Genomic DNA, 13,418 nt, shown 5'->3' on the forward strand with positions numbered 1-13,418 from the left:
CGAATGATATTCGCTTCCCTGTCGCGCAGCGCTGCGCTGGTATTGCTCTGTTCCCTGCTTACCGCATGTGGCCTGACTCAGGCCGTATCGGACGGCACGGTCAGCGCAACCAGAGCTATTTTCTTCAAAAAAATAAAGGTGCTGCATCTCGATTTTGAGCCCCGCGCGGCCATCAACGCCGGTGAAAGCCAGACGCCGCTGGCCACCATGGTGCATGTTTACCAGCTCCGGGACCGCCAGAAGGTGGACGCGGCCGACTACCAGAAACTGCTGCGCGATGCGGATACCACGCTGAAAGAAGACATTGTGGTGAGCAAGTCGCTGCTGGTGATACCCAAAGGCAGCGTAACCCTCAATATGCCAATGAATGAAGAGACGAAATTTGTAGCGGTGGTGGGGCTGTTTAATCGTCCGGATATCCATAACAACACCTGGAAACTGGTGCTGAGCCGCAACGACCTCGATCCTGACAAGCCGCGCACTATCCAGCTCAACAGCACCGGGCTGAACCTGGTCCCGGTGAAGGAGTAAACACATGGATACAACTCTGGATAACTGGCTGGCGCTGTTTGACGGGCAAACCCGCTATCGTCTTGAGATTAACGACAGCCCCCTGAAGCCGGATGTGCTGAACTTCCGCGGGCGCGAAGCGCTGAATGCGCCGTTCGAATGGTGGATTGAGTTCACCACACCACAGAAAGGCATCAGCCGCCGGGATGCGATGCTGAAGTATGCCACGCTCAGTATGCACTCAGGCCGGGTGGTACAGGGTATCATCACTGGTTTTGAGGTCCTCCGGGAGACTGTGGACCAGACACATTTTGCCGTAACGCTCTCCTCGCGCCTGGCGCTGCTTGCCCACACCCGCCGCTGTGCGGTGTACCAGAATGTCTCCGTCCCGGAACTGGTGGAGCAGATCCTGCGCAGCCACGGGCTGGAGGGGGCGGATTTTGAATTCCGGCTGGAGCGGGCTTACCCGGTTCGCGAACTGATCACCCAGTGGCAGGAAACTGACCTGCAGTTTATTCAGCGCATTCTCGCAGAAGACGGTATCTGGTTCTGTACAGGCGTCAACACCACCACCGGGCTCGATACGGTGACCCTGGCAGACAGCCAGCTGTGTTATCAGTTTGATGTGCGCCTGCCATATCGTGAGCCCTCCGCACTGTATGATGGTGCGGTCGAAGCAGTGTGGGATGCCAGAGTGTGGCACCACACGGTGACCGGCAGTGTGACCACCCGGGATTACAACTACCGCACCGCCGGTACGCCAATGGATGCGACCGCAAGCGTCAGAAACGAGGCGGCCACCACCGGCGAACGCTACCGCTATGCGGCCCCGTACCGCGAGGCGGGCGATGACACCACCCCTGAGCCGGAAACCGAAAGCGGTGCCTTTTACGCCCGTATTCAGCATGAACATGCCCTCAATAATGCCATCCGCCTGCATCTGTTCAGTAACGCCAGCCACCTGACACCGGGCATGGTGCTGGAAACCGGCGACAGTGAAGTGCCGGAGCTGAAAGAGGGAATGGTGATTACGCTCGCCACTTTCCGCGCGGCCCGTGACACGCGTTTGCATGTCTCCGTCTGGGGTATGCCTTACAGCGAGCAGTTCTGCTTCAGGCCAGAGCCAATACCACGTCCGCTTATCGCCGGTACGCTGGCCGCCCGCATAGAGAGCGATGAGAAGAATGCGCCGTATGCGCATCTCGATGAAACAGGGCGCTACCGGGTGAAGCTGGATTTCAGCCGTGAGGACGCTGCGCAGGGCTATAACTACCTGTGGATACGCCAGGCGAAGCCATATGCCGGGGAAATATACGGCTGGCACACGCCGCTGACTGACGGCACCGAAGTGGGCATTGCCTTTGACGGTGGAGACCCGGACCGGCCGTATATCGCCCGTGCATTTCATGACTCTGAGCATCCGGATGTGGTCACCCGCGACAACCGTAGCCAGAACATCCTGCGCACTGCGGGCCAGAACGAACTGCGCATGGAAGACCAGCGCAAGAGTGAGCATATTGCCCTCAGTACTCCGTTCGGGGCCACGGCGCTGAATCAGGGCCACATCGTCAACAGGGAGAACGGGGTGCGCGGTACCGGGTTTGAGCTGCGCACCGATGAGTTCGGGGTTATTCGTGTGGCTAAAGGGCTGTTTATCACCGCCGACGGAAAAGTGCACGGCGAAGGCCATGTGCTGGATATGGATGTGGCACTTCGTGAGATAGAAGCCATACGCGCTCAAATCGGGGAGCTGGCCATCGCTACCCGGAAGGCGAAAGCCCTGGAGGCCGATATCGCCAGCCAGCAGGCGATGTTTACCACACGCCTGAAGACCCTCAATGAGGTGCTGCACTTCTCTGCCCCCGGGGGGATGGCGTTTACCAGCGCTGAGCATCTGCAACTGGCGGCCGCTGACAATCTCGCCCTGAATGCGGGCGGGGATATCAGCATTGGCGCTGAGGGACATATCACCGGCCTGGCCGGAGACAGCGTGGGGATGTTTGCCCAACACGGCAAGCTGAGCCTGATTTCGGCACAGGGGCCGGTCCAGTTTCAGGCGCAGAACGGGGTGATGCACCTGAGTGCGGAGCAGAAACTGACCCTCATCTCAGCAAAAGAGATGCTGCTGGCCGGGAAGAAGCGCATACGCCTGGTGGGGGGCGGAAGCTCCATCCTCATTGAGCAGGGGCAAATCAAATACGAGACGGCGGGGACGTATACCCGCAAGGCCAGCCGGCTGGACACGGAAGGTGGGGCTTCGCAGACTCCGGATGTGCCGTGGCTCGCAGACCCGCTGAAAGACCGCAATGATGCACTGATGCAGTACCTCTATCATGATGACGCACCGGTGGTTGGTGCGCCGTTTACCGCGACACTGGCAGACGGCTCTGTGCGTACCGGGAACCTTGATGGGGCAGGCTACCTGCATCTTGATGATGTGCCCGATGGCCCGATGGCGGTGGAGTTGGGGCCGGATGCACGGAATTATTTACGAAAAAATAATTCCGATAATCAGCAATTTGTTGGTTCGTCGGTGACTGAATCCGATATTGACGTACTGATAACGAAACATAGCGGAGGTGTTGAATGAGTATGCCGGGCATTGCGTGGTTTAAGGAAACCAGCCTGGAAACCGGACAGTGGATCTGGGGAACCCTTCAGGGGGCGTTTAATGAAAAACAGACCATCGGCCAGATTCTTGTCGATGCAGCGATAGGCATGGTTCCGCTGGTGGGGGATGTGACGGCAGTGCGCGACCTGATAGCGGTTTCGATGGGGCTGGCAAAAGAGCCGAAAAAGCGGGAAAGCGTTACGGAATGGCTGTTTCTGGTGATTTTGCTGTTTGCCCTGATCCCGGTGATTGGCGGCGTGATAAAAGGTGTCGGACGTCTGGCTTTGCGTGTAACAACACAAGCGGCAGAAAATGTGGAAACGCTCAGGGACGTGATTAAGTTTCTGAACCGTGTCGGCGAAGGTGATGCGGTGAAGTGGCTGAACAAACTGAATGTGGTTGAGTATCAGGCGCAGCTGATTGAGAAAATGAATGGTTTTTGCCACACCATGATTACGGCAATTAATCAGATACTGAAAGCCCGGGTGGGGCGAATGCTGCCGGAGAGATGGCGGACGGATTTAATCCGGGTACGGGATGGTTTTGCGGCGCTGCAGCCGCTGGCGTCGAAAATGATCCCACAGGCACTGAAAGAGCTGGACGCAAAACTGCGGGTGTTGCAGGCACTGGTGTATAGAAGAGAAATCCATACGGTGGCAACGGGTAAGGGCAGGGCTGAAGTACGGCGTGAAGCGGAAGCCTATCTGATAGAACGCCCGCTGCGGGATGCGCCGAAGCAGGGAACGCGATTTCCGAGTATTCATGCTGAGGAAGTACATGAAGACAGATTGCGTCTGAAATATTCGAAGCCTGGGTATCCGGATATTGTTAGCTGGAAAGGGGAAAGTCCGGCATTTGTCAAAGGACAACAGGTCTTTACAGATATCGCTTCCTTCAGCGGTGAAATTACCGCCAAAAGCGCCCGCGAGATGGCGGGTAGTACGATTTTTCGCGCTTTCGGTAACGAGACTGCGCTGACAACAAATCCTGGCGGTTCCTGGGCGGCCGGAGGATTCTGGGGCTATCAGAAAGTCCCTGGTCACGCGGAGGAGTGGCGACAGCTATCGGCGGTACTGGATGAGTGGAACGGCAACGGTTTTCTTGTGGTGTTGCATCTGCCGGAAGACCTTGCCACGCGGATGCCGGGCACTAATGCCTGGCACGGTAAAATAGCTGAGCAATTCGGGCAAAAAATACCTAATCAGTACCTTGAAGGCGGCGGTGAGCAGGTGATTATCAACCTGGATAAAATGCTGAAAAAAGAGCTTAATCGCATCGGTGAGCAGGTCAAGTCCTCCGGACAGCCTGCCAGCGTGGAAATTAATGGCGTAAAGGCGGAATTTTATCCCACTCACTGGAAGGATGTGGAGGGGACTTATGGCTATACCCGACCTGAGGGGATAGAGCCGCCCTATGCCACGTATACCCGCGAACTGCATGATGATGAACTGCGCAGCAAGGTGAAGGAGAGAACGATAATTAACGCTGCCCGTGTGGAGCGCCAGACAACGACAGGAGGTGAACAATGATGAGTATCGAAAAAACAAAATATCCGATGAGCGATGAGCAGGTGCGTCGCAGGCTGTTCTGGCTGTTACAGCGGTTAAGTAGCTACACCCTGTGGCAGCGCAAACGGGATGCCTGGGCATGCTTTACTGAAAAATATGAACATGCGCTGAAAACCTGGCCGGAAGAGATAACGAAGGGATTTCATCCGAAAAGTATTATCAGGGCATATGAAGCGTTGCGCCTTTATGATGAAGGATTACCGGAACTGGCGGCGGGCAACCGGCAGGTATGGCAGATAAAAACAGGCGAGTTCGATCAACTTTTTCGTCCGGTGAGTTTAATTGAGAAGTACTTTTATTGGCCTTGTCATGACGAGCGTGGCGGGCAACGGGAACCTTATCCCCCGGAAATAGAAAAAATTAATAAGTGGCGCATTGCCGCAGAGTTTTGGGGCGATAATTTAATTTATCCACCGCATGATAATGTCTGTAATTTCTTTGATGCAGAATATTTGCTTGATCCTAAAAATTATAACTATAATTTGACTCAGCTTGCATACCCTGTTTTTCCTGGAAATCTTCCCCCCGTCCCTGAACGCAGAGACATTATTATAAAAACTGATGATCCGGTACCCTGTGATGGTATCTGGGAGCCGGTAAATATTTTGTACAACCATAAGTTTCTGGTGATTAAAGACGGTATCAGCGGTTTTAAAAATCTCGGGGCGTACAACTATTTTATTCGCGGAATGAAGGCCCCACGTCAGATTTATTATGATGTATTGATGGAGAGCGATAAGGAAATGCTCATCACTGATGACCCCATTCGTTACCGTGATGTTCACTGGCGTCTGGTCTGGGAAGATACGCGCTACTGTGACGGTATTATCCCGGATGAGTCAGAGTATTTTCTGGATGATGCTCCGGGTAAACGTATTACCTGCCGGAGTGGTGAACAGTGCCCGCATTCCGGACAGTGGGCCACGCTTAGCGGAGGTCATCAACAGTTTATTGATGTTCAGGCAGGAGTGATTATGCCAGAGGCCACGAAATATCAGCATGATATGTATGTACCTGAAATACGCATCCCGGCGGAGTGGAGTCTTATTGACAGGGATGATGGTGGCAGTGTATTTGCTGTGACCCCAGATGAGGAGAGTTGATCATACTGAGCGCTTCGCCCTCATTATACGAGATGCTTTACGCTGGTTTTTCCTCTACGTCCACACCTGCCCCCCCCCCGGTACCTGAAAAAATTGAACCCTGGACCTATGCAGGGAAAGCCGTGGCGGTGGGTCAGTCAGACATGGCGTGCAGCGGCGTCATGGACGGATGAACAACTCCGGGCTGCATGGCTGAAAATCCAGAAAGCCACCGATATAACGCTGGATATGCTGAAACAGGTCGACTGGGTACAGGTACTGACGGATGTGGCAGTCACCGTTGGCGTGGTGCTTGTCGCGGTGGGGGTAGGGGCTCTGGTGGTGACATTAGGTGTCCCGGAAGCCCTGCTGGTCGCGTTTTTACTGATTATTCGTCTGGCGATAAGTGCCTGGGAAGTGCTGGCTGCTGTTCTGGGTGCCGGAGCGGTCGGCACGCTGGCAATCCAGTAAGGAATGATAATGAAACTGAATGATGTAGACCTGAATTATATCGAGCAATGGTTGCCGGAAGCGTCCGTGAAATATAAAGACGGCAGTCAGGCGGTGAATCTTGGACTGATAATTACCGTATTTTTTAAAGATGGTCATTTACCCGAAGTGCGCCAGAAGATGGTGGAGTGTGTGGATCGCTATTACGCTGAATTTAAATCGGGCCTGAAAAAGACAGTGTATGGTAATAAATGGGTTGGGATCACGGGAAATAACTATCAGAAAAAACGGCAACAACTTTTAGCTTTATCTGAAGAAGAAACTGCTTCTTGGTATCTCGGTAGTGTGGAGAAGGATTACGAAGCACCGGACTACAGTATCCTGGTGATGAATACACGAATTTTCCATAATGAAAACGATCGTTCGGTAATCAAGTTAACCTTTCCCCTCTCTCTGCTGAAAGAGCCTGATGGGAACACACATTATCAGGCCTGGATTATGTGGTTGTGTGAATCATTTGCCGTTGAAAGTGGTTACGCTGGTCTGTCGTTTGTTCTGCCGTACGAATTTCATCGAATGTTCCCTTACGAATACAAACTGGCTCAGCGTTTTCCGGGCGTGATGGTGGATTCTCTGGGAACACTTGAGGGCGGCGAGGCTGTGGAGGGTCTCAAAGGTCCCTGCTGGTATACCATTCTGGGCAACCCCTGGCTGGAAAAACTTGGCGGGGCAGAGAAACTGGCCCACCGACTGAATAACACCTCTGAGATTGAACTGCTTCCCTATAATGGCGGGCTTATCCTCAAGGCAGGAGTGCTACCGCCGGGTCTGGGTGAGACGAAAACTGAAGAGTTGCCCCCATTGCTGGTGAAAGTGAATCAGTTAATTAAACCTATTAGATACGACGGGCATAACGGTCTGCATTTCTACTGCGAATACGAAAACTTCCAGTTCGAGGAAGCATCCTCCATGGCATGGTTTGCTCGCTTCGATGAAGCCAGTGCAGTGCTGGATAAAGAAGATGAAGGTAAGTCCTGGGATCCGGTCAGGATCACTTGCTGGAGTGGTGAAAAATCCCCGTTTGACGGGCGATGGGCCACCATTATTAACGGGGAGACACGGTACACCCAAACCCGTGCCGGGCAGATTATGCCTGAATTTGAAGATAAGCATGGTCAGAAACATCCGGCCCGTTGGTCGCTGCTGGAAAGGGATGATGGTGGCAGTGTGTTTGCTGTGACCCCAGATGAGGAGAGTTGATCATACTGCGCGATTCGCCTTCATATTGTCCTCAGTACCCCGTTCGGGGCCACGGCGCTGAATCAGGGCCACATTGTCAACAGGGAGAACGGGGGGCGCGGTACCGGCTTTGAGCTGCGGACCGATGAGTTCGGTGTAATTCGTGTGGCAAAAGGGCTGCTGGTCACCGCCGATGGCAAAGTGCACGGCGAGGGCGATGTGCTGGATATGGATGTGGCACTTCGTGAGATAGAGACCATACGCGCTCAAATCGGGGAGTTGGCCATCGCTACCCGGCAGGCGAAAGCCCTGGGGGCCGATATCGCCAGCCAGCAGGCGATGTTTACCACACGCCTGAAGACCCTCAATGAGGTGCTTCACTTCTCAGCCCCCGGGGGGATGGCGTTTACCAGCGCTGAGCATCTGCAACTGGCGGCCGCTGACAATCTCGCCCTGAATGCGGGCGGGGATATCAGCATTGGCGCTGAGGGACATATCACCGGCCTGGCCGGAGACAGCGTGGGGATGTTTGCCCAACACGGCAAGCTGAGCCTGATTTCGGCACAGGGGCCGGTCCAGTTTCAGGCGCAGAATGGGGTGATGCACCTGAGTGCGGAGCAGAAACTGACCCTCATCTCAGCAAAAGAGATGCTGCTGGCCGGGAAGAAGCGCATACGCCTGGTGGGGGGCGGAAACTCCATTCTCATTGAGCAGGGACAAATCAAGTACGAGACGGCGGGGACGTATACCCGCAAGGCCAGCCGGCTGGACACGGAAGGTGGGGCTTCGCAGAGGATAGAAATGCCAGACTTGTACCCGCCAATCGAAAATAAAATTTGTATTCCTTGTCTGCTTAAAGCTATTCAGGCGAATGATGCGATAGTGCAGGGAGCATAAAAATGGACAGTACAAAACTCATTACAGCGTTATCCTGCTGTTCAGACGAGAACATCAGCCTGCTGTTTGAAGCCGGAGCGCAGCCGGAGGCCGATTTTCTGGTACTTAAAGAGCAGCATGCCCACAGGCTGCATTCTCTGTATATCCATCCTCAATTGACAGAATTTCAGAACTACGGTCCCTGGTTGCTGGAAATTGATAATGCAGAGCAGTTACCTGATTATCTGACGTCTTTACCGGGATGTGCCGCAGTCATTGTTTCAACGCGTTATTCATCAATGCTGGCAGTGCAGCTATCACGTGGATGCACTATTGTGCAACCTGATGGTTCTACGGCGCTGACGCGCTTCTATGCGAGCCATGTTATCGGTGTGCTGGCGCAGTGTGCCGAGAACGACTGGCATGCCTTTCTGTTCAACGGCATCACACAATGGTGGCTTCCTGGCGAAACGCAGTGGCAAACGCTTGCCATAAATCCCCCAGAAGTAGATAAGCCCACTAATCATATTATCAGGCTTGATAAAGCGACCTGGCAGCAGATCACGGATAAGCCGGAAGTGACCAGCGTGTTGAGAGAATGGCAAAAAATGCCGACCAGCAGGGCGTTCCCACCGTGTGCGCAGCGACTGATGGTGATAAAGGCTTTGAAGAAAGCTGAGTGCCTGAAACTGGATAAGTCCAAAAATCGAATATTATATGCTCTTTTTTTCCTTAATGGGGGGAATATGCCGGAATCGGGTGTGCTGACGCGTACTATGAGCCCCTGAACACCAGATATGGCTCGCAATACGCAAGGGGCAATCGGATGACCCTGAATGCACACTAACGAATAACATAACTGGGAGTGATGATGGGATTTTGGGGAAAACTTGAACGTGTTGATTCTGCGATAAACCGGTTTTATGCCCGACGAAAAGTGTGGCTCTGGGGCGTGCTGTCTCTGCCGGTGGTGTTTCTGCTCGGGTGGATAGTGTGGGTGATGTTCTGGGCCCCGCCGATGGGCGGCGTGACGCTGATTATTCACAGCAAAATTGACCGGCCCATTCTGGGGTTCAGCGTGAACGGCATGGCGGGAGGGAATGCCGGGGCTTTTGACCCCGGTAATAAGTATGCGGGTGAAAATGGAGCAACAACCTGCTGCGGCAGTATCAGCGGGAAGACTGCCGAGGTGATCTGGACGCTGGATGTCACCGGGCCACAGTACGATGCAGGAATGCGGCTGGAACAGCGGCGGCTGGTGATGCCGCTGCCAGAACGCAAGCGGGGTGAGAACGATTTGCACGTCCATTTTTTACCGGGTGACCGGGTGCTGCTGGGGTGGAGTGATAACGCATTCTCGCCCTACGACCCGCGTAGCCCGAAGTACACTCCGTCACAACTGCACACAGAGGATAAGTGACCATGGAAATGGATTTGGACGCGATTATCGCGGCTGCACACCGGGCACAGCAGGCCTGCGATTACCGGCTGGGGAACTGCTCGCGGATACTGCATATCGGGTTCTTCTTTGACGGCGTGGGGCGCAATATCGAGCAGGACGCGCCAGAAAACCGGCTGAGCAATATTGCCAGGCTGTACCGGGCATATCCAATGCCTGAAAAAAACACCTCTACAGAATCATATCAAAAGCACTACATATCCGGGCTGGGCACGCCCTTTCTCTAAAGAGAGGGGGAAGCACTTCAGCAGGTGATGGACGGGACCGGCAAATCGGTACTGGAGAGCGGGAAATCTCAGCCTGTCGATGCACTGAAAGATGTCGTCAAAGCGAAACTGGGCGGCGCCAGCAATCAGGACGTCCGCGATGAGATGAAAAAGAAACTCTTGAACATCTGGCGAACCGCCTGAGAGTTGAGGGGGACAATGCGTTTCGTGCGCATGTGGGTGATAACGCTCATTTGTATGGTGGAGCCCGTGCCAGTGAAGAACTGACGTATTTCAGGCGCGAGAAGCCGGATTGGGTTGATGTGGGGGTAGGCAAACCTAGATATCAAGCTCTTGAAGAACTTGAAAATGTTAAAGCGGTAAAAGAAGGCTGGCCTGATATCAGTGATACCAGTAAAAACCCAGCATTAAGAAGTAAGTACAATACTTTCGACGACTCTATGCAGGCTGCTGAAATCCCTACTGGTACAGTTCTTTATCGTGTAGTTGACCCTTCCTCCAGCGATAACAATATCTGCTGGATGCGTAAGTCTGAGTTCGACAAATTAACCAGCAAAAATGACTGGCGGCGGCGTTTTGCTGTGTGGAAGAGCTGGAATGAAAACGGTGAGTATGTGACCTATACCGTTCCACCAGGTCAGCAATTAAAGGTCTGGGAAGGGCGTGCAGGTACGCAAATTAATCAAAATGCACCAGAGTTTTCACTGGAAGGTGGAGCGGTGCAGATAGTGCTTGATCCGTCACAACTAAAAAAAGAGTACACCGGGCCACGGCAGAAAACAGGCTGGGGATATGGTGATACCACTAATGACCCTGTTTATCCGTATCTGGGGTTGCCGAAACTGGAAAATACCCATAACTGGTACGAACCAAAGGATAAAAAATAATGGCTGTATTACATCCTCAGGAATGCTACCTGCTGGAGAAGTTTATTTCTCCTGAACATTACGCCGCAACGCGCGATGCGATTATTGCCTATATTGACGCTCATGAAGCCGCATTTGCCCGTTATCTGAGAGAAATGCCGTTAAATAACCGTAAATTTCCGCTTTGGCAACGGGCTGATATGGTTTGGGGAAACCGGGTACTACCCAACATTCGTCCAATGAAAGATCGGTATACGCAGGCGTATATTTTACGCACCCACAATGATATCCAGGCATTTAACATCGGTCATGCGATGAGCAATATTGGCAAGGGCATTACCGAATGTTGGGACGGCTGGATGACGGAAGAGGAAATCGAAACAATATCTAAACTTCAAGGAATTGCATACAAATTAGATCAACAACTATCAACCACAATTTCTGGCGGTTGGAAAGAAGGGCGTCTGACTTATCGCGCTGAAAGTATTATCAGCGCTAACCCATTGCCTGCTGAGATCCCTCGCTATGAGCTCGATCATTCAGTTCGTATAGAAGCAGACGAAAAACCAGTCCAAACTGGTATATATTTACCAGACATAGATTTTGCTCCAGCCTGCTTTATCCCAGCCAGCTATCATCTTCCTCCAGAGGCAAACATGGGGATTGAACGAAGTGATTATGTTGGAATCGATGGAAAGCCTAGTTATAGCTGGAAAAAGTCTGAGTGGGCCAAAACAGGCTGGACACTGATCCGTCGTATCGAAGGTGAATATATCGATGTGCCGCCGGGTGGTTTTTTTCCAGAGGGGAAACCGGAGGAGCTTTATAACTGGCCACAGCGTGAAAAGAAACTTTTGCAGGAAGAGAGGGAACGTATTACCTGCTGGAGCGGCGTTTTTGCACCGTTCATTGGCCGCTGGGCAACCATTATTAACGGCACAACGCAATATACTCACACTCACGCCGGACAGGTGATGCCGGAAAAGGCCAGATAACAGTATTTTAATAAAATCATAAAAAATACTTTCTGAATGCAGAAAGTTGAGTTCGACAAATTAACCAGTAAAAGTGACTGGGGGCGTCGTTTTGCCGTATGGAAACGCTGGAATGAACACGGTGAGTTTGTTACTTATACTATCCTTCCTGGGCAGCCACTGAAAGTCTGTGAGGGACGAGTGAGTACCCAGACAAATGAAAATGCTCCAGAGTTCACACTTGAAGGTGACGCAATACAAATTGTACTTGATCCAACTCAATTGAAAAAAATTACACTGGTCCGCGTCAGAAAACAGGCTAGGGATATGGTGATGCGGTTAACGATCTTGTTTATCCGTATCAGGGGTTTCCAGAGCTGGAAAATACCCATAACTGGTATGAACCAAAGGACAAAAAAATAATGGCTGTATTACACCCGCAGGAATGTTATTTGCTGGAGAAATTCATTTCCCCAGAACATTACGCCGCAACCCGCGATGCAATTATTGCTTATATAGATGCTCATGAGGCCGCCTTTTCTCGTTACTTGCGAGAAATGCCGCTAAACAACCGTAAGCTACCTTTATGGCAGCAAGCTGATATGGTGTGGGGAAATCGTGTGATGCCCAATATTCGCTCCGCCAGAGAGCGTTATACTGAAGCTTTAATTCTGAGAACTCATGATAATATTCAAGCATTCAATATTGGTCATACGATGAGTGATATTCACAAAGGTATTACCGAATGCTGGAATGGCTGGATGACGGAAGAGGAAATACAAAAGATATCTGAGCTTGATGGTATAGCAGCAGAGTTAGATCGAAGGCTATCTGTTACATTAGATGCGACATGGCATGAGGGAAATTTGACGTATGATGGCAACGGTGTTTATACCAGCGATGATATTCCTTCTAGGATACCTCGATATGAACTTGACCTGACCGTTCGTATAGAGTCAGGTGATAATCCTGTACAGACAGGCATTTATTTGCCGGACATTGATTTTGCACCAGCCCGGTTTATACCAGCAGATTTTGGTGAACCGCCTGAAGCCAGGCAGGGAATACTGCGAAGCGATTACGTTAGCAGAGATGGCAAACGGAGCTATAGCTGGAAAAAGTCTGAGTGGGCCAAAACAGGCTGGACGCTGATCCGTCGTGTTGAAGGTGCGTTTATTGATGTCCCGCCAGAAGGTTTTTTCCCTGAAGGAAAACCGGAAGAGCTTTATAACTGGCCGTTGCATGAGAAGAAAATCCTACAGGAAGAAAGGGAGCGTATTACCTGCTGGAGCGGCGTTTTTGCACCGTTCATTGGCCGCTGGGCAACCATTATTAACGGCACAACGCAATATACTCACACTCACGCCGGACAGGTGATGCCGGAATTTGAAGATAAGCATGGTCAGAAACATCCGGCCCGTTGGTCGCTGCTGGAAAGGGATGATGGTGGCAGCGTGTTTGCTGTGACGCCTGAGGAGGGGAATTGATCATACTGCGTAATTTGCCCTCATTAGATGAACTGCGCAGCAAGGTGAAGGAGATAACGATAATTAACG

Annotated in this window: 14 protein-coding genes and 1 pseudogene; all 15 read left to right on the forward strand. The window is 52.1% G+C overall.

What is annotated here, in order from left to right:
- Positions 1–3 precede the first annotated feature (3 nt).
- Positions 4–531, forward strand: coding sequence for a type VI secretion system lipoprotein TssJ (tssJ, locus tag EBL_RS05665; RefSeq protein ID WP_002445139.1), 528 nt, complete (start codon positions 4–6; stop codon positions 529–531).
- Between the two features lie 4 nt (positions 532–535).
- Positions 536–3,100: a type VI secretion system Vgr family protein gene (locus EBL_RS05670; protein WP_002445138.1), complete on the forward strand. Its 2,565-nt coding sequence runs from the start codon at positions 536–538 to the stop codon at positions 3,098–3,100.
- Between the two features lie 128 nt (positions 3,101–3,228).
- Positions 3,229–4,650 (forward strand): hypothetical protein, encoded by a 1,422-nt coding sequence (locus EBL_RS05675; RefSeq protein WP_232001929.1) that lies wholly within the window; start codon positions 3,229–3,231, stop codon positions 4,648–4,650.
- Positions 4,650–5,792 carry an Imm72 family immunity protein gene (locus tag EBL_RS05680; protein ID WP_014715914.1) on the forward strand — a complete coding sequence of 381 codons (1,143 nt, stop codon included), beginning with the start codon at positions 4,650–4,652 and terminating at the stop codon, positions 5,790–5,792. The genes EBL_RS05675 and EBL_RS05680 overlap by 1 nt, the downstream gene beginning before the upstream one ends.
- A 123-nt stretch (positions 5,793–5,915) precedes the next feature.
- Positions 5,916–6,242: pseudogene (locus EBL_RS05685) on the forward strand (VRR-NUC domain-containing protein); the annotation flags it as partial.
- Positions 6,243–6,251: 9 nt separating this feature from the next.
- A complete protein-coding gene (locus EBL_RS05690) occupies positions 6,252–7,481 on the forward strand; it encodes a DUF3396 domain-containing protein (RefSeq protein ID WP_002445130.1) in 1,230 nt (409 codons plus the stop codon).
- A gap of 57 nt (positions 7,482–7,538) precedes the next feature.
- The gene (locus EBL_RS05695) at positions 7,539–8,357 is read left to right on the forward strand and encodes a DUF2345 domain-containing protein (RefSeq protein ID WP_232001966.1); all 819 of its coding nucleotides are present in this window, start codon (positions 7,539–7,541) and stop codon (positions 8,355–8,357) included.
- A 2-nt stretch (positions 8,358–8,359) separates the two neighbouring features.
- The gene (locus tag EBL_RS05700; RefSeq protein ID WP_002445125.1) at positions 8,360–9,124 is read left to right on the forward strand and encodes a DUF4123 domain-containing protein; all 765 of its coding nucleotides are present in this window, start codon (positions 8,360–8,362) and stop codon (positions 9,122–9,124) included.
- Positions 9,125–9,207: 83 nt separating this feature from the next.
- The gene (locus EBL_RS05705; protein ID WP_002445123.1) at positions 9,208–9,756 is read left to right on the forward strand and encodes a DUF3304 domain-containing protein; all 549 of its coding nucleotides are present in this window, start codon (positions 9,208–9,210) and stop codon (positions 9,754–9,756) included.
- A 2-nt stretch (positions 9,757–9,758) separates the two neighbouring features.
- On the forward strand, positions 9,759–10,022 hold the full coding sequence (locus EBL_RS05710) for a DUF2235 domain-containing protein (protein WP_002445122.1): 264 nt from the start codon (positions 9,759–9,761) through the stop codon (positions 10,020–10,022).
- Positions 10,023–10,046: 24 nt separating this feature from the next.
- Positions 10,047–10,205, forward strand: coding sequence for a hypothetical protein (locus EBL_RS20715; protein ID WP_155847053.1), 159 nt, complete (start codon positions 10,047–10,049; stop codon positions 10,203–10,205).
- Positions 10,206–10,237: 32 nt separating this feature from the next.
- Complete coding sequence (locus tag EBL_RS05715; protein ID WP_002445117.1) at positions 10,238–10,909, forward strand: hypothetical protein; 672 nt, start codon at positions 10,238–10,240, stop codon at positions 10,907–10,909.
- Entirely contained in the window at positions 10,909–11,883 is a 975-nt protein-coding gene (locus EBL_RS05720) for a hypothetical protein (RefSeq protein WP_002445116.1), read from the forward strand. The genes EBL_RS05715 and EBL_RS05720 overlap by 1 nt, the downstream gene beginning before the upstream one ends.
- Positions 11,884–11,919: 36 nt before the next feature.
- The gene (locus EBL_RS05725; RefSeq protein ID WP_002445114.1) at positions 11,920–12,285 is read left to right on the forward strand and encodes a hypothetical protein; all 366 of its coding nucleotides are present in this window, start codon (positions 11,920–11,922) and stop codon (positions 12,283–12,285) included.
- The gene (locus EBL_RS05730) at positions 12,285–13,349 is read left to right on the forward strand and encodes a hypothetical protein (RefSeq protein WP_002445113.1); all 1,065 of its coding nucleotides are present in this window, start codon (positions 12,285–12,287) and stop codon (positions 13,347–13,349) included. Before EBL_RS05725 ends, EBL_RS05730 begins: the two co-directional genes overlap by 1 nt.
- Positions 13,350–13,418 lie beyond the last annotated feature (69 nt).

It is taken from the genome of Shimwellia blattae DSM 4481 = NBRC 105725 (assembly GCF_000262305.1).
Lineage (GTDB): Bacteria > Pseudomonadota > Gammaproteobacteria > Enterobacterales > Enterobacteriaceae > Shimwellia > Shimwellia blattae.